Raw genomic sequence first — 17706 nt, 5'->3', positions numbered from 1 at the left:
TTCATGGAAATTATTGATATGTCCATTGGTTCACAAGTTGAAGTAGTAGAAGATGATAATGAACAAGTTATTTCAGTCGCTGACTCAATGCAAATCCTAAAGCCTGGGCTTAGTGATTTGGAGAATATCGGGGATTATCTCAATCTATTTGGCGGAGATTTAATTCGTAGGTTAAACGATGAATATAAGCCTGTCCATCACCCTGGAACTGAGGATAAACTTGAAATTCTTAACGACATTAAACGTCCACTCTTCAATGCCCAGGGGCATGTGGTCACTGCGCTTTTGAAGGGTTTTGAGCGGCATCGTAGATTGTATTTAATTGGCGAGCCTGGAACAGGTAAAACGAGTATGTCTATTGCCACTTTTTTTGCCCTTTTGAAATCGAAGCTGAATGGGAAGGGCCGTGTAATCTACATGGTTCCCAATCATTTGATTAAAAAGACGAAGCGGGAAGTGGGCATATTACTTGACAAGGAGCTCTTTGAGGTTGAGTTCATAAATGGGTTTGAGGACGTTATTAGACTACGTGATAGCGGCAAGATGAATACGAAGGCGAAAAAAATTGAAGTATATATTATCGCCCGAGATACGGCCAAGCTTGGTTACACATTCGAGCCGGTTGCTAAATGGGTTCATCGTAAATACGAAAAATTGATTAAACATGCAGATCAGGTAGAGGCTTACTCAAAGACTGTATTTATGGGCTGGGTTTGCCCAGACTGTGGCGGGCAACTAATGAAGGAAGAAGAAGGTAGTATGGTTCCTATGGAATATAAAGACTTCTTCAATAAACATGGAAAGCCAACGCGAAAGAAAACGAATCTATTTTGCACGAGCCTTGTTCGTCTATATAAGAATGCGGATTCGGAAAAAGATGAGTATCGAGAGTGTAGGGCTTCACTATGGCAAGCTAAAAATAAGGATAAAAATAGCTTCTCCGGCCAACCAAGGAAGGTTAACGGTCCAGCAGCCAGAAAAGTTTCGCCGGCTGATCTGTTTAAGCGTTATTTCAAGCATAAGTTCGATTTGGCAATAGGGGACGAATGTCATGAATTAACTGGTGGGAGTGCACAAGCTCACGCTTTTCATGTTCTAATGTTATGTGCTAAACATTCTATAGCCATGACGGGTACCCTCTTGAATGGCTACGCTTCAAATCTATTTGAATTAACATTTCGTATGTTTCCTGCTAGATTGATAGAATTGGGATTCAAATGGGGAGAAGTTGGGAAATGGATAGATCTTTATGGTGTTCGTGAGAAAGTAACAAAAATTAGACATGATAGTAATAGCCTGAATAGTTCCAGTAATGGATCTACAAAACGAGTAAACATGAAGGAAATGCCTGCTGCAGCGCCGCAGCTATTTACGGATATGCTGAGTGATGTAGCGTGTTTTATTCAGATGGGCGATATGTTTGAAGTTCTTCCTGATTTAAAGGAAGGACCAATGAATGTATCTCTCAACGGTGAACGGAAGCTTATCTCTTGTGTTACGAAAATGGAACGCAGGCCTGGTAGAAGAAAAAGAAAATTGAATAAGGCGATGCGACTCCTTGCACCTTCTTGGTACCTAGAACGCAATCTGTCCGAAGTTGAGGGATTGCTGCGTAAAGCTGTAGAAGAAGAATCGCGTGCAGGCGGTCAATCAGTATTACTTGGAAGTCTACTGAGTACGACCCTCAGCTATCCAGATGTTCCCTTTAATTTTGAAGGGGTGTATCATCCGGATACTGGTGCAGAGATTGTATCTCCCAATTATCGTCTGAGTGACCGGCTATTATACCCAAAAGAGCTTAAGCTGATCAAATATGTTCGGGAACGGCTTAAAGTCGGCCGAAAGGTTGGTGTATATGCTACTTTTACAGGGAAAATGGGAACATTGCAGCGGTTACAAATGTTGCTAGAGGAACGCGGAATTAAAACGGCTGTTTTGGAATCAGAAGTTGATGGACCCGAAAGGGAAGAATGGATCGCGAAGCGGGAGAAGGAAGGTATTCAAGTATTACTTACTAATCCCATCCTCGTTTCAACTGGACTTGATCTTTATGGATTTCCATCTTTGTTCTTTTATCAAACAGGTTACCGTTTATCGATTGTGCGACAAGCAAGCCGTCGTCACTGGCGAATTGGACAAAAGAATTTGTGTGAGACCGTATACTCTGGATACCAAAATACGATGCAGGATCTTGCAATCAATCTTATGGCTGCGAAAATGAATGCAGCGCTTGCTTTGGAAGGTCAATTCAGTCAGGAAGGACTCGCTGCACTAACAGAGGGTTCAGGGGGTAGCCTGGCAACTGAACTTGCTAAAAGGTTTGTTGGTAACAATGTCGCAGGAGTCGAGAGCGCTGAGTCCATATGGGGCAAGATGACAATCGATGCTTCGAAATTGGAGGTGGTATCTTCTCCAATGGATATAGATCTGTCAGAGGAAGAAAGCATGGTTATGAATATTGTAGGAGAATCGTCTATATCGGAAGATTCTGCCTCGTCAATAAGAATGATCCATGCCGACTCACTGCAGGCAGCGATTTTGAGATGGGCGGAGGAGGAAGTCCCAGTAGACCTTCACTCTCGTATTGAGAATCAAATCTCTTTTGCGGAACAAAACATTGCAAAAGGTTACCTGGGACTTACTGTCGTTCAAGAAACTTTGCTCAGTGAGTTCGTTTTATGTTGGGACCCGACATTGGTTCCTTCTGAAGAAGAGGAATTCAGGCGATGGGTGTTTAATTTGACTAATAAACCAGCTATTGAGGCTGCGTCTAATGTGGAATGGAAGGGGTTAGATTTGCTAGTTGAAGGGAAGAAGACAAAGAATAAGTCCAAAAAAGCTTATAATGTCTCTGATGGCCAATTTGCATTTAACTTCTAAATATTAAATTAGGAAAAGGTCGCTATAAAGCACTTATCTTCAAGCTTTTTGTTTAGTTTCTCTATATCTATATTGAAAGTGTTTTTTTAAGGGGCTGTCTCAAAAGTAGTAAGTACGCTAGACAGAGGGCTCACTTTGAACAAAAATGTTAGAAAACATGGAAAAATAGCGGTGCAGGGACTATTCCTGTACCGCTATTTTTCTGTTTTGGTCTATAGCTGCTTGCTTAAGCAGATTGTGGGCAAGTGAAAGCCACCCGACCTCTAGGCTCACCTTTGGCAGGCCTCGAAGCAAGAAACGCCGGAATCCCCGGTTATTCTTTATTTGCCCGAATACACTTTCGGGCTCAATCATTCGTCTGACAGATAGCGCATAACCTTCTTCACTGCGCAGTTTTTCACGCACCTGCCGCTTGTAGTGCATGTATCTAAGACTTACTCGGATTTCTCGTTCTCCTTGCGCCTTCGTACAAGCCGATTTGATCGGACATCCCTCACAGCTCATGCTGCGGTAATGTCGATGTCGAATTTCAAATCCACTCTCCGTTGTATCTTTACTTTCATAGCGAAAAACAAGTTTCTGTCCATTCGTACAGGTCCACACATCTTCTGCTTTGTCGTAATCCCAATTGTCGATCTTACTAACGTCCGTTTGCCATTTCTTCGATTTCTCCTTATGGTACGTACTGTATTTGACCAACGCCTCAAGCTCTTCATTCTCTAGATAAGCGTAGTTTTCTTCCCCGCCATATCCAGCATCTGCAACGACTGTTCTCGGCAGCTTGCCAAGTGCAGCTTTCACTTTTTCTAAATGTGGTTTCAAACATCTTGTGTCCGTCGGGCGTTGGTGAAGGCTATAACCAACAATGAATTGGTTCTCGGTTCCAATCTGTACATTGTAACCAGGCTTAAGCTGACCATTACGCATATGGTCTTCTTTCATGCGCATAAACGTTGCATCTTTGTCGGTCTTGCTGTAACTATTTCGGTCTCCAAGTACAGTTTGGTGTTCTTCATATCTTTGAAGACGAGGCAACAAGTCTTTTCGAAGGGCGCGAACGGTTTTCTTAAGCGGCTTATCCTTCGGCTTCTCTTGCAGTCTTTCCTCGAGTTTCTTGACGGCGGTTTCTAGTTTTTCGCTTGTCATTTCGACGGCTTCTCCAAGCTCACTTAGATCCTGATGACCATGCTCCCGTTCTTCTTGTTTCTCGGTTTCCTCTATGGTTGCGAACAACGTCTTTACTTTCTCTTGCAGCTTAGCCTTGTGTTTCACCACCGCTTTGCCCCAAACAAATGTATAACGGTTGGCATTCGCTTCGATCTTCGTACCATCGACAAAATAATGCTCAAGCTTCACATACTTCTCTTCGGTCAGAAACTGAAGAACAGCGGTGAATACCGTTTCAAGTACGAATTTCATGCGTTCAGAGCGGAAACGATTAATGGTACGGAAGTCCGGTCTTTGCCGTCCTGCAATCCACATGAACATCACATTTTCACGAACGGCCTTAGCGATTTGACGGGAGGAGTAAATCCGTTGCGTGTACGCGTAGATAATAACTTTGGTTAGCATTTTAGGATGATAGCTATCTCGACCGCCACCTGGATAAGCGGCTGCAAAAATACGATCACTCAGACGGTTCACGGCAGCGTTCACTACACGAACGAGGTGATTTTCGGGAATATCTTCAGCTAAATCCATTGGCAGGGTAAGTTGGTCCATGGTATATTGAATGTACATAGAAACCTTCCTTTCGAAGATGGTTGGGTGGTACCTCCATTTTACCAAAGGTTGGTTTCTTTGTTTTTTACAGATTTCAAAACATTGAAGAGAGGGTGCCTCTAAAGCCTATGGCTTTTGAGACACCCTCTTTTATAGATTAATAATAAATGGAGCAGTTTGCCGCGGCAGCTGCTCCATTTTTCGTTCTAATATCGTTTGACCTAACTTAACTTAGGTTTTATTTTCGAGAAAAATTTTGTAAATCTCTATTTACGTATTATGATTACTTTAAACAGAAGTAGAGGAGTAATTAATATGGAAAAAGGGAAAATACATCCGACTTGTCGAATTTGCGTTAAGTTGAATGCAGAAATGACGCATTGCGCGATCTTTGGAGCTATTGCTCCAGATCAAATTAATAATACGGCTTTAGCTGCAGCTTGTAATAAAGCAGGTGACTATGTACGGTTTCTTCATGCTGTACCGAACGAGTATAACTATGGAAAAACTCCAGAGGGTAAGCAGGTTGATGAGGTTGCAGATAGCATGCTTCTCGTATTTGATGCGGATGATGAGTCTGGAAAATTCCAAGAGCGACACGGTATGACTTTGGAAGAGTGGGCGGCTCTTACTTTTAGACCTAATAACTGAGAGTAATGGGGGATGAAAAATGGATTCAATGCACCTGCTCAGATATAAGGATGGTTTACCCTTATATCAACAGATTAAAGATATCATTATGTGCCTAATTGCAAATGGGGAATATTTAGAGGGTGCACTTCTCCCATCTTACCGAGAACTATCGAATTTATATCATTGCAGTATCATCACAAGTAAACGCGTATATCAAGAATTGGGAAGAGAGGGAGTGGTCCGCTCAGTAGCAGGACGAGGTACATACGTGATGATTGGTTATGAACAAGTTATAGAAAAAAGACGAAGCATACTTAATCAAGCGTTCCGCGAAGCAGTTGAATTATCTATTGTCAATGGATGTTCAACTGAAGAAGCCAGGAATATCTTTGAAACCATTCTTGAGGAAATAAAACTAGAGGGGGATAATACAAAAACATAATTGTCGTATAGTATATTATTAATATATATATTATCATGAATCTCTTTGATTGTTATAAGTCTTGTAGTTGTCATAGTGTTGTTTAGATCCTAACGTTTTCGATAGGAGTGTTTGTCTTGTTCGGGAGAAGGGGTTTTGGTGGAATTACCTAACACGAATTGGAATGAAAATGGTAACAAAAGCAGGCTGAGTAGCCGATAAAGCATTAAGGAATTCAATACCTGTAAAATAATATAAGAAAACCAAAAGGAGAGTTTTTATGAAGGAAGAGAGTATTTATTTCCATGGTGGAATCTATCGTTTTACTTTTCCCTATATCGGTGGACATGCCAGAAACGAGGAAAACGAGGTAAAGGTTTACCACTGTGATGTTGAGCTGCGTGTAGGTCAAGAAGATGATATGAAACAGGGTAAGCTTGTTACGGTTATCATTACAGCGCAGGAAGGATCAATGGGTATACAAAGCAATATTCATTTCATTGCCACAAAGATTCGTATAGCGTTTTTTGATTCTATTTTCATTGAGAAGCATTGGGAGAAACCCAAAGTGCCAGAGCATCAAATTCGGTGGATTGAGCGACATCTTTTCTCGAAAGCACCTTATTCTACAATGGAAGACGAGATAAATGAAGTTTCTATGATGTGGGATGCGAAGAAACATGCATATCATTCACCAGCATGGACTAAAGTCGAGAATGTCTGGAAGTAGGCTTGTCCTCCTCGGTATGTGCGGCATACTTGAAGTAATAATAATACGAGGTGACTAGTATCGATTTGAACGGTCTTATAAGTACGATAGTAACTGCTACATCAGCCATTGTCGCAATTGTTGGAGGCTTGTTGTTTAGCAGGCTTCTCTCTCTATCGAGTGAAAAAAACGGAATAGTTGGGGTAGTACCAGCGAAGCTGACACCACCCGCAAAGTAGATGTTATTAAATGGGAAATTTGTTGATGACCTCGTTGTACTCCTGCTGTGCATCAGTGATTGCCAGTTTTGAATAGACTTCCAACGACTTCCGGCTTTCGTGGCCGGAATACGGTTGTATGAGTGCGTCATCGATGCCCTGCTTTTTAAGCCAAGTCAACAGGAAATGTCGTAGCTTATGCGGCGACAGATTTTGTACAAGACCGGCTTCCTCCGAATATTTAGCCAAAATCTTTCGTATTCCCCGATCCGTATATTTTTTCTTCCACGATGATTCGAACAAGTAAACCGCCTGCTTCTTTTTCATTGAATCGGCGTGCATGGCCAGCATTTCCTTGAACGATTGAGGGAAAGGGACAATGCGATCCTTATTCCCCTTGCCCTTATTAATCCGGATTTGGCAGTAGTGGAAATCAACATCGGACAATTTGATATTGATCAGCTCGCTTACCCGAACGCCGGTATATAGCAGCGTCTTGACGATCATCATGTCTTGAAAGTTCTTCGCTTGCCAAACCACATCGTAGTAGCGCTTAAGCTCCTCTTCTGTAGGTACATAGGGGAGCTTCTTCGCTGTTTTTGGAACCTCTACCTCCAGCTCTGCTCGAAGATGCTGAAACAGGCTTTTGAGATAGTCATAATCTGGCCGTTCCCCTCGGAGATACTTCGCCAGCTCCTTCGCTTTGCGTTTCGGGGATATGCGTCTTTCACTCACGCAATAACACCTTCTTCCAACGGAAGGCGTTCACTCATGTTCAGCCGAAATGTGCCGTAAGGGTTTACGTGCGTGTAGATCAGCGGGGTAAGCGCCCGCAAGTCTTCCGAAGTCATCATATCGAACCATTTGCGGTCGGATAGGATGCTTTGAAGCATAATGGTATTGATGTAAACCAGGCAGTTTTGCAGAAGGTGAAGAGACAATACGGCTAGCTCTTGATCTTCTAACCGGTTGGTAGCGATTTCTCCGCCTTTGCCGTAAAAGATAAAGCTGTTGGCCGAGTTCCAATTTTCCACGACATTCAAGCCTTCATTGATCTCGCGGCGCAGCTCCTCCGAGTGCAGGTAATCGCAGAGGAATATCGTTTTGACTGCTTTGCCGAGTTCCCCCAAAGCTTGATAGGTCGGATGCTTTAAATTATTACGGGTAAATCGTTTCAAGATTGCTTCTGTTTCGGCGGTTCCGAGTCGGAGAGCCGTAGCGTACTTCATCATTTGATCGTATTGCTGCCGAATTAGCTCCCAGTTGATTGGGCGGGTCAGCACCGGCTGCAAATTCGGATAGGCATCGGTCATGCCTGGTTCGGGCCGGTAAAGTTTTTGCGAATGAATCGCTTTGAGCCGTGGCATGAGCTGATAGCCCAAAAGGTAACAAAATGCGAACGCAACCTCGCTCTGGCCGTGTGAATCCACGTAATTCTTCTCGACCTCCATTTCGGTACAATGACGAAGCAATCCTTCCATCATGGCAGCGACTTCAGAGGAGGAGCACGATTTGAGCTGCGAGTAAATGCATGTCGAATTCTTCTCAACGTGCCAATATATCATAACGCCGCGGCCGCGGTACCGGATATGCCATTCGGTCATCAGATTTTGATCCCATGCACCAAATTTTTTTGAATCCGATGCACAGGATGTCGTGGCATCGCCCCAAATCTCCTGCATCCGAACGCGAAAAATCGCATTAACCACTTCGGATATCGCATTTCGGAGATTGTCCTTATGAATGAATTTCCTGCGGACGTACAGCAAGTCTTTGTAGCTTTCTCCATGCTCACCGGCACTCACACGTTTCAAGCCGGTATTCGTCCCGAGGCCATAAAGGGATAGGATGAGTCTCTTTTGCAGCGTATCCCTGCTTAACGCTTCGCGTACAGCAACAGTCTTGAATTTTTCAGTAAATCCGACACGAAGATCGGCCTCTTTTAAAATGTCCAACAGGCTCGTCATTGGCCAGCGCCGAAGCATCTCTGATTTTATCCGTGATAGGTTGACTGGCTCTGCTTGTGGTTCTAACGGAGATAAGCTAATCCAACCATTACCCTTCTCCGTGATCCGGACCTTGGGGTTTTTCTGGAGACCGGTATCAAGCTTTTCTAATCCATCTTTCATGGCCTGCTTCAACGTTGCAATGAATGCTTCTGCATCCAGCGGCTGCTTTAAAGCCTTATAATTTTCTTCCCGCCGTTCTTCGAAGTCTGTCGGCAAGTCATCGTCCGGATTCCGGTATCGGTTCGCTCCGGCCACCCATATTTCCTTGCAACGAAGCTTTTCCCGTAAAGCTTGCAGAACGCTTATCTCATAATTCATCCGATTAATTCGCTCTTGGCCTTTCTCGTCCTTCTCAACAATGATTTCTTTATTAACCGTCCGGATTACACCATCTACCGGGATTTCTTCGGACATTGGCAAATAATGATGGCCGGTGTCAGAATATTTCTTTACCAGTTCCAGCGCACGAATCACTGGCCGATGCACTTCATTGTTTGATCGGAATTCCAGAATGCCTAGTATTTCGGGAACCATACGGCGGTAGTGACTCCCATAGGAAGCCCGAATAATGGTATGGATTTTCTCACGGTAAGCCGGTCCGGTATGCTTGAATTCTTTTATCAAATCCCGTAACGTTTGCTCATTTACGACCGGGAAAATGACATCACGAATTACTCCGTCTGGATTGTTGACGGCAGACTGGGCCATGTTGAATAAAATGCCATACTTATTGCTTACTTTCCGTAGGTCATTCAGAATTTCCTTCTCGACCTTGCGTTCTGCCCGTACTCCTATTCGATGGACGATTTGAATAAGTAGCTCAATCAAATTGTCCGTTATCTCCATACTCCTTAGCCAGAAGAATGCGGCCAACAATGTGTAACGGATCGGATCAGGGTGGCGACGAAGTTCCCGGAGATCCTCTGTTGCGGTCCGCTGCCGGTACTTGGTCAATACTTTAAGAGGGATATCACGAAACAGATTATCCGGAAGCTCCAGATTTCGAATCGTTCGCAGCTTGCTTACTTCTCTTAACACACTTTCGACACCTGGTTTGCCCGGATCAGCTTTTAACTCTTGAAAAGAAAGAAGTCCCTCGTCGCTGCCGCCTTGGTCTTCATCTAGAAATGCGATACTATCTACGAGTGAATCCAGTTTGGACAAAGATGCCGCAGGCAACTTTTCCAATGTGACTTGGAAAAATTGTTCCTCATATGTACGGATTGCGGCTCTGATAAGTCGCTCAATGCGATCAGGCGTAGGCGGTACAACTTTCATCTCCCGAAATCGCCCGTATACGGTCTCGACCAAATATTCGAAATCGTGATCTTGGAATAATACGCTTTTGCATAGCCAATCGATTACCTCTTCGGCATCATTGATGGTATCCTCACGAAAGCCAAAAAACTCCCTGATTTGTGTTCGATGGTAGGTAATGGAGCGACCAGTCCAATCGTATTGTGCGTACAGCTCTGCCGGTGCCTCGATCTGCTTTGCTATGTATTGAATTACTGCTTTGGGCACTTCGAATTTTTGGAAGGGGAATCGCGCTTCGTATTGGAAAAACTTAAACAGAACAGCAAACCCCAACCGAGTCTCCCCCGACTTATTGCCGACTTGCTGCATTTCGTTGGGAAGAAACGTAAAATGCTCAATTAACTCCTCCAGCTCCCAATTTCGCTTTACTTGATCCCCTCCGAGTAAAGTTCCTAAAATGGTTAGAATCGGAATTTTAATCATTAAATTTAGTATACCGAAGCATACTTAATGAGGCAATGTGGAGCAAAAAGCTATCATATTCCAATTACCTAATCAAAAACGGAACTTTTGCAAGATGGAATAGCCGAAGTGATTGGAATGAAGACGATGAGGGAAAAGTATATAATGGTGTTTCCATATTCTTCTTCAAAAGTTGAAAGAGGTGATCTTTATGCCAAAAATTCCGCTTATACAGTCATACATGATTATTATGCTTTCAGTCGGTTTGCTGAACCACGTCATTATTATACCGTTACTGCTCGGTGCTTCAGGGCGAGATGCCTGGCTGGTAGTACTTCTTGTATTAATCGCTTCGCCTCTTTGGATTGGCTCTTTGAACTACATCATCAAAAACATGAACGGCATACATTTAAAGGATTGGTTGCAGCAGCATTTCGGAATGTTTCTCTCCATAACCCTGGTTTTCATATATAGTGTGCTTGTATGGCTCATGGGACTCATTTCCTTGAAGGATACTCTAACTTGGACAATTGCAACTTATATGCCTCAAACTCCAATGCTCGTCCTTGTGGTAGCAACAATTGTCGGATGTTTCTTTGCGGCATATCAGGGGCTTCGCACCATTGCGATTGTGAGCGGGATATTGTTACCTTTCGTTGTCATTCTTGGCGACCTTGTAATGATTGCAAACTTTCAGTTTAAAGATTATACCTTGCTTTTTCCTTTGCTCGAAAAAGGAACACCTCCACTATGGAAAGGTGTTCCCTACGCTGCCAGCGGGTTGCTGGAGTTGTCGTTGCTGATGCTGATCCAGCATAAGTTAACGAAGAAACCGGGCTTCATAAGTTTGATGCTTGTTTGTCTCATTTTATCCGGGCTTACGATCGGCCCTTTGATGGGTTCGATTACAATGTATGGCCCTGATGAAGCGGCAAACCAACGATATCCTGTTTATGAACAATGGAGAATGGTTCGACTGGGCGAGTATGTGGAGCATGTCGATTTTTTCTCGATTTACCAATGGCTATCCGGTATGTTCATTCGAGTGTCCCTTTCCATGTATCTCTTGGGGGAATTATGGAAATTACAAAAGTATAAGTGGATACCTATGTTCCTAGGCGCTTTATTCATGTTGGTTGTTACATTGCTGCCTATTAGCGATATGGTCTTTCAAGACCTATTGAGCCTATATTACTTTCCATCGTTTTGTGTCTTTACAATTGGGGTCATGATCGTATATGTCGTACGAACCTCAACACGAAGTAAAAGGAGTATCTACGAATGATAAAACGATTCAGAAATAAGAAGGCGGAGGTCTTACCATCGCCATCAAACAAAGTGGCAACTGTTTCACAACCGCTTAGTGAACCGTCGCTTATCCAACGCTTCCAGATGTGTCAAGATGTTAAGCGTCATGTTTACAAAATAAAAGCTGGTGATGATCAGTCGAGGATCGTTTTGCTGTACTGCGATGGTTTATGTGACAACCAACAGCTCATTCAGGATATGGTGCTGCCCCACTTGACTCGTTTTTATGAAACTTACGGATTTCATAAGAATGAGGAGATTGTTGAGTCGTGTCAATTACAGTTAGAGAGCATTTCTTTCGAGGAGTGGGAGCAACAAGTCGAAACGGATATTTTCGAGGGCAAGCTGCTTTTGTTCATTCCGGCACTAACTTCGTTGTTCTCCCTCGATATTTCCAAAAAACCGGCACGTAAGCCGGAAGAGTCTAACATTGAAGTCTCGATACGCGGTCCAAAAGACGGTTTTGTTGAAGAAGTCGGCGTCAATGTTGCGCTGATTCGGAAACGTATCAAGTCAACCAGCATGGTATACGAAACCAAAACAGTTGGCGTGAGAACTAAAACAACAGTTGCGATTCTTTATATGCGAGACATTGTTAATCCGAATATTGTTCAAGATATAAAGAAAAAATTGGATGGTATTCAAATTGACGGAGCAATCAGCGCCACTCAACTGGAAGAATTAATGGAACCGACAAGAGCTTTGTTTCCTTTGATGGGGTACACAGGAAGACCGGACTTCACCGTGAACTGCATGATGAATGGCCGCGTAGCATTAATTGTGGATGGTACTCCGGCTGCTTTGATCGCTCCAGCCAATTTGTTCTTGCTCCTGAAAACACCGGAAGATATCCACTTTACTGCTTTATCGGCCACGTTCGGGCAAACTCTTCGTTTGCTCGGGTTGTCCGTTTCACTCATGCTGCCCGGATTTTGGGTTGCCATTCTTGCGTATCATCAAGATCAACTGCCTTACTATTTACTTGCAACTATTGGCATTAACCGATTAGGAATCCCATTAGGTGTGGCAGGGGAAATGTTTCTGTCGCTCATCTTTTTAGAAATATTGCGGGAAGCCGGTGTTCGCTTGCCTTCTGCCATTGGCTCTACTGTTACCGTTGTGGGAGGTCTTATCCTGGGGGATGCAGCCATTCGGGCAGGATTTTTATCCCCGAGCATCGTTGTCATAGGAGCGATTACTCAGGTGTTCGGTTCGACTTTATCCAGCCAGTCGTTATCTGGGACAATTAGCATCTTACGCTTTATCGTGTTTATTTTGTCTGCCGCGCTTGGCATCTATGGCTTTTTTCTTGCTTTATTTATCGTGACAACCCATTTAGCCTCATTGCGTTCATGCGGTTTGCCTTACCTGGCTCCGCTTTCGCCCCCATATAAAGATTTCGCCAATGCATTGTTCCGATTACCTTGGAGATGGCGAAAAACTCGACCGGACAATCTGAATACTCACGATCCTACAAGCCAAGGGGATGGGCAGAAATGAAGACGTATAAATATATCGTTGTTCTTCTGCCCCTCATCATACTCACCGGCTGCTGGAGCAAATACGAAGTGCAAAACATGAATTATACGACAGCAGTCGGAATTGACTATGCGGAAGGTCAATACACCATCTATTCGCAATTACTTGACTTCTCGACAGTGGCAAAGCTGGAGGGCCAACAAAAAGCGGAGCAGCCCCCGGTCTGGGTCGGTAAGGGACAAGGCTCCTCGTTTACAGAAGCAGCGAATGATTTATACAGCACTTCGCAACAGAGGTTAAACTGGGGACAAGTCTCTGCGATTCTGTTCAGCGAACGGTTGATGAAGGAAAGGAAAGTCGGTGAAGTGTTAGAACTGATCAACCGTTATCGTGAAATAAGGTACTTAGCCTGGCTATTCAGCACGCGAGATCCCCTTGACGAGATCTTAATGGCAACATCGTTTTTCAGATTGTCACCAAAGGCATCGATTCTACATAATCCTGAACAGAATTATCGACAGCATTCTATTCTCGCTCCGATCCGCCTGCAACAGTTTGTTCTGGATTCAAATGAAAAGGCTAAGTCAAGCTATATACCAGAATTATCAATTCGAAAAGACCAATGGAAGGAAAATCAAAAGCCACGTGAGTTGCTTAGATTTTCTGGCATACAAGTATATGATCAAGAGCACTATTATGCACGCATGGACATCCAAGATCTGTCCGGGTTGCCGTGGCTAAATAAACACACAATCCGACTGCCTCTTGACTTGTTTTCCGATAAAAAACTTATAGCGGTTCTCGTCGCAGAGAAACCTAAATATGACATTACTCCAAGTGTTAAATATGATAAAGCGTATTTCGATATATCCGTTTCAGTGAAGGCTGGGGTAAATGAGTTGCATGCAGACGTTACTGAACAAGAACTCACGCAAATGGCTCAAAAAGAAATTGAGCGGCAAATTAGGAAAACCTTTCAAACTGCGCTTGAGAAGAATATAGATATTTATAATCTAGGGGAATCTCTTTTTCGCAAGAATCCGCATGAATGGAAACGCATTGCATCAGGGAAACAGCATTTTGTCTTAAACGAGGATTCCTTGCAAGCTATAAGCATTAATATGGATATCGTATATCCTGGAAGATATAAATTTAAAAAAGAGATTCTTGCTGTCCCCTAATTTTTGATTTCTTCATTGATACAAATACCTGTCATAGAATGTCTAGCGCGGCGAAAAGGTAAAGGATCGAGGGAAATAAGATCCTAGAATTACTGATTTACATATTTGCCCATATACTTTGCGGGTGGTGTCAGCTTCGCTGGTACTACCCCTAGTTCGGCGAATTAAAGAGCTCGAAGCCGATTATCAGATTCGAAACGGACAATCAGAAGAAGTGTCTAAATGGCTTTTGTGGGATGATGCGAAGGACTTCATAAGGGAAAACTGTAGAGAGATTGTTTTTAATAATAAGGATTTTGAGGAGCTAACTGATCCAGAAAAATTTCCATACAGAACTGCAGATGAACTTCGGCCATTTATACAGGAATTAAATGAGGTAAAAACAGACTTTATTCACATTTTGGAAGTCATATTAAATGATGAGTGGCATCCAGACGATTTTGATGATTTTGATCATTTTTATCGAACCACGACATTTGCGTACTCAGACCGTAGATTTTATTATGAAATAATCTTCACATTATTTACAGTGGAGCCCAGTACTATTTCGTATACAATTGATGCAGCATCAATTAATCGCAATGAATATAGAGCAAAAAGAACTGATAGTGATCGATTGTTAGGGGAACTGAAAAATATATTATATCAAATAGAAGCTCAGAAGAATAATCTTAAAGCCTACGGCAAACCGGATGGTCTCTGGCTTGGTTTGTTGGTAATAGTCTATGCCTGCGTTGTTGGGGTTATTTGGCCAATAACATTACAACCTTATCCATTGGAAGTTTATAATGACGTTTTAACAAAATGGGTTTTACTAGGTTGGTTCATTAGTGCTTTGTTAGCTATATTTGCCTACCTTGCATGGTCAACCTATCGGCTAACTGTTAGAAAATAGTCCGATTATGTTGGCGGATGGCGGGCTACTTTTAACTATCTGACTAACCCTGACACCACTGTCGGGGTGTTTTTTGTTGATGATGTCAGAAGAAAATAAAATTATACACTGACGATGCTTCATTATACTAATGATGAAGAGGCAACATTTAAGGATAGTCTCTTGATTAATTGTATGCAATATTAGTTTCATCATCTACGAATGAACCGTCCTCAGATATACTTTTTTTAAAAAAGGAGGAAAGATAATGTATTTAGATAATGTGTTTCAACGGACTATAATTAATAGCATATTATACGAGAGACGCAAAAAAATTGACAAGATAGCATGCTCAAATAAATTTCAACTTGAAAATTATTTTGAAATAACTGAAATTATTAACTCTATTCAATTAAAAGATGTGGAATTGGAAAAAAAGTTAAAGCAAACACAGTTCAATATTAATATGATTCTAGACGAAACAGTAAGGAACTTCACAATTGAAGAAGTAAATTCGGTTAAAAAAATAAATGAAAGGTTTCAACTGAAAAAAGAGCAATTTTCTGACTACAAGACAGCTAGAATGAAAAGAGAGTCAGATCTAAAAGATGAACTTTCTAGAACTAGCAAACATGATCTCGGAAGAATTATAATACGATATTTAGATGAGGATGACATGGATTTTCTTTCGCGATATAAGACATATGTATATTTTCATTATGAAGTTGAAAACCCTCTCGCAGAAATTACATTAAGGAAGTGGGAGAATCAACTTACAAAACCCAATGAGTATAAACGAGGAAGTAAGTTTAAATTTCTTGTACATGCAATTGGCACTAATACTGAAATTGCACTTCAAAATGCTAAGAGTTATCCTATCATTTCTACAAGTCTAATTACTGACGAATTTCAAGGGACTTATAATAAAAGAAAATTCGGGTTTGTTTATAAGCCTTATGTAAAAAATGTATTGCTCATTAGTAGCACTGATTGCAATGCAAACGCTATGTATTTCTCGGAATCTATTGATGCTAAATCGTTTTCGCTTACTTCTATACCTCTAACTGTAAACAAATATCTAGTTTATAATGATTTGTATGCATGCAAAACTAACCACATTGAAGAAATTGAAAAAGAATCTAAAAAACTACAGAAAAACGGCATTGCGGATCTCGCTGAACATAAGATTAATGAAACTGTGCTAATTAATGATTCTTCTACAAATCCAGTTGCAGTATTTATATTAGAAACAGATAATACAGACGAATCAACGGTAGGTCAAGCAGAGGAACTAGCCAGAAAGCTAAACCTACCATTACTAAGAATTTAAGCATTGGCATGATTGTATGCTCGAAGAGTTATGGAGTTTGCTTCAAAGTATACAATGGTACACGCTGCAGGCTCCATTTTTTTGCAATATTACATGCTCCATAGACGGTGAGCTACAACTATACCAGTGGAAGTCATTTCGTAACAGAAGCGTAATTCGCAATTGGTTGAGATTTACGCTGAATGACATAGATGGCAAAGCCGTAATTGATGTAATTCAATGCGGAGAGAAGGATAGGATTGTATATTCAAGTGAGACGTTAGTTCAATGAAACAGGGGCAGTCTAGGACTTTATTTTCTCATCATTGGCTGTTGCTGTTTCAATTTCTGAGCTCAGTCTAAAACTTATATTATGAAGTCTGACGATATAACAATGAGAATCAGCGTGGAACAAAGATAGCCAATCTAAAACTATATTTTCTATCGACAAAAGAGTATTTCTAGAGGCTCATATACTTAATATCAATATACTTGTTAACACGTATACAAAACCACCTCGTATGATATTTCGTGGCGTGGCGGACGCAGCCTGCCACACTGCTCATTCAGCTCAACTTTTTCCGATCGTTTGTCTGACGTTCCCTACATATATAGATGTTATCTGCAATTTATTGATCCCCTGGTTCATACCCGCTTCCCGCTCCATTAAGAAACTTATATTATCCCTGCAGCAGTTCGCGGACCTTGTCATTTTATCCTGAAGTGTAATACTGCTATTTATACGAGAAATGTTTTCGTTGACACTACTTAATTTGAATGGTTTTTCCGTTTCGGCCATCTTTTTTGTTTTCGCGAAGCGCGCGGCGGCCCCCCCGGCGGACGGAATGAGTAACTAGGTACGAATTAAGTCGCAGTTACGATGTCTGCAGCTTGAAATAAAAAAAGCCAAAGGATAAGATCGAATATAGTTGCAGTTTTGTGGTCTGCTACTATGTACGATTCTAGGTAAAGAAGAGTGGAAAAGATGGCCAAAAGGGGATAGATAAGAAGAACAGAAAAGTGGAGCGAGACCGCTTTGAATACGTGTTAACAAGTATATTGAATGCAAGTTTGTTTGTGTTATAATATAGTAATAGGGGAAGTTATGTTAGCGGGATTTATCCTAAGATGTAGATGAGGAGCGTCGTATGGAAGATAAATTAATATTGATTAAGGTTATTGCTGACACAAATTCACAAGGAACTGTTTTAGAAGAGCTTCCTGCAGAATACCTAAGCGATCAA

At 41.9% G+C, this 17706-nt stretch carries 12 protein-coding genes; 9 read left to right on the top strand and 3 right to left on the bottom strand.

Annotated features, from left to right (window positions below):
* The first annotated feature begins 3 nt into the window (after positions 1-3).
* Positions 4-2880: a DEAD/DEAH box helicase family protein gene (locus tag BK120_RS22805; protein ID WP_256710990.1), complete on the top strand. Its 2877-nt coding sequence runs from the start codon at positions 4-6 to the stop codon at positions 2878-2880.
* A 180-nt stretch (positions 2881-3060) separates the two neighbouring features.
* Here the strand turns inward: BK120_RS22805 and BK120_RS22800 are convergent, their stop codons facing one another.
* A complete protein-coding gene (locus BK120_RS22800) occupies positions 3061-4620 on the bottom strand; it encodes an IS1182 family transposase (protein ID WP_076269810.1) in 1560 nt (519 codons plus the stop codon).
* A 297-nt stretch (positions 4621-4917) separates the two neighbouring features.
* Between BK120_RS22800 and BK120_RS22795 the strand changes: the two genes are divergently transcribed.
* From BK120_RS22795 to BK120_RS22785, 3 genes are all read left to right on the top strand, one after another.
* Positions 4918-5253 (top strand): hypothetical protein, encoded by a 336-nt coding sequence (locus BK120_RS22795; protein ID WP_076269809.1) that lies wholly within the window; start codon positions 4918-4920, stop codon positions 5251-5253.
* A gap of 19 nt (positions 5254-5272) precedes the next feature.
* Positions 5273-5677, top strand: coding sequence for a GntR family transcriptional regulator (locus tag BK120_RS22790; RefSeq protein WP_083682342.1), 405 nt, complete (start codon positions 5273-5275; stop codon positions 5675-5677).
* Between the two features lie 259 nt (positions 5678-5936).
* The gene (locus BK120_RS22785) at positions 5937-6386 is read left to right on the top strand and encodes a hypothetical protein (protein WP_076269808.1); all 450 of its coding nucleotides are present in this window, start codon (positions 5937-5939) and stop codon (positions 6384-6386) included.
* A 224-nt stretch (positions 6387-6610) separates the two neighbouring features.
* Here BK120_RS22785 and BK120_RS22780 read toward each other — a convergent pair whose 3' ends face one another.
* On the bottom strand, positions 6611-7318 hold the full coding sequence (locus BK120_RS22780) for a tyrosine-type recombinase/integrase (protein WP_006211811.1): 708 nt from the start codon (positions 7316-7318) through the stop codon (positions 6611-6613).
* Entirely contained in the window at positions 7315-10332 is a 3018-nt protein-coding gene (locus BK120_RS22775; RefSeq protein WP_076269807.1) for a Tn3 family transposase, read from the bottom strand. Before BK120_RS22775 ends, BK120_RS22780 begins: the two co-directional genes overlap by 4 nt.
* Before the next feature lie 190 nt (positions 10333-10522).
* Here BK120_RS22775 and BK120_RS22770 point away from each other — a divergent pair, with 190 nt between their 5' ends.
* The 5 genes from BK120_RS22770 to BK120_RS22750 all read left to right on the top strand — a co-directional run bounded on the left by BK120_RS22770 (position 10523) and on the right by BK120_RS22750 (position 16483).
* On the top strand, positions 10523-11596 hold the full coding sequence (locus tag BK120_RS22770) for an endospore germination permease (RefSeq protein ID WP_076153206.1): 1074 nt from the start codon (positions 10523-10525) through the stop codon (positions 11594-11596).
* Positions 11593-13119, top strand: a complete 1527-nt coding sequence (locus BK120_RS22765; RefSeq protein WP_006211808.1) for a spore germination protein — start codon at positions 11593-11595, stop codon at positions 13117-13119. Before BK120_RS22770 ends, BK120_RS22765 begins: the two co-directional genes overlap by 4 nt.
* Positions 13116-14279 (top strand): Ger(x)C family spore germination protein, encoded by a 1164-nt coding sequence (locus tag BK120_RS22760; RefSeq protein WP_076269806.1) that lies wholly within the window; start codon positions 13116-13118, stop codon positions 14277-14279. Before BK120_RS22765 ends, BK120_RS22760 begins: the two co-directional genes overlap by 4 nt.
* Before the next feature lie 127 nt (positions 14280-14406).
* Positions 14407-15174, top strand: coding sequence for a hypothetical protein (locus BK120_RS22755; RefSeq protein ID WP_076269805.1), 768 nt, complete (start codon positions 14407-14409; stop codon positions 15172-15174).
* Between the two features lie 247 nt (positions 15175-15421).
* On the top strand, positions 15422-16483 hold the full coding sequence (locus tag BK120_RS22750; protein ID WP_076269804.1) for a hypothetical protein: 1062 nt from the start codon (positions 15422-15424) through the stop codon (positions 16481-16483).
* Positions 16484-17706 lie beyond the last annotated feature (1223 nt).

It is taken from the genome of Paenibacillus sp. FSL A5-0031 (assembly GCF_001956295.1).
Classification (GTDB): Bacteria; Bacillota; Bacilli; order Paenibacillales; family Paenibacillaceae; genus Pristimantibacillus.
Note: the sequence above shows the minus strand (reverse complement) of the source record. Positions and strands in the feature narration are given on the sequence as shown.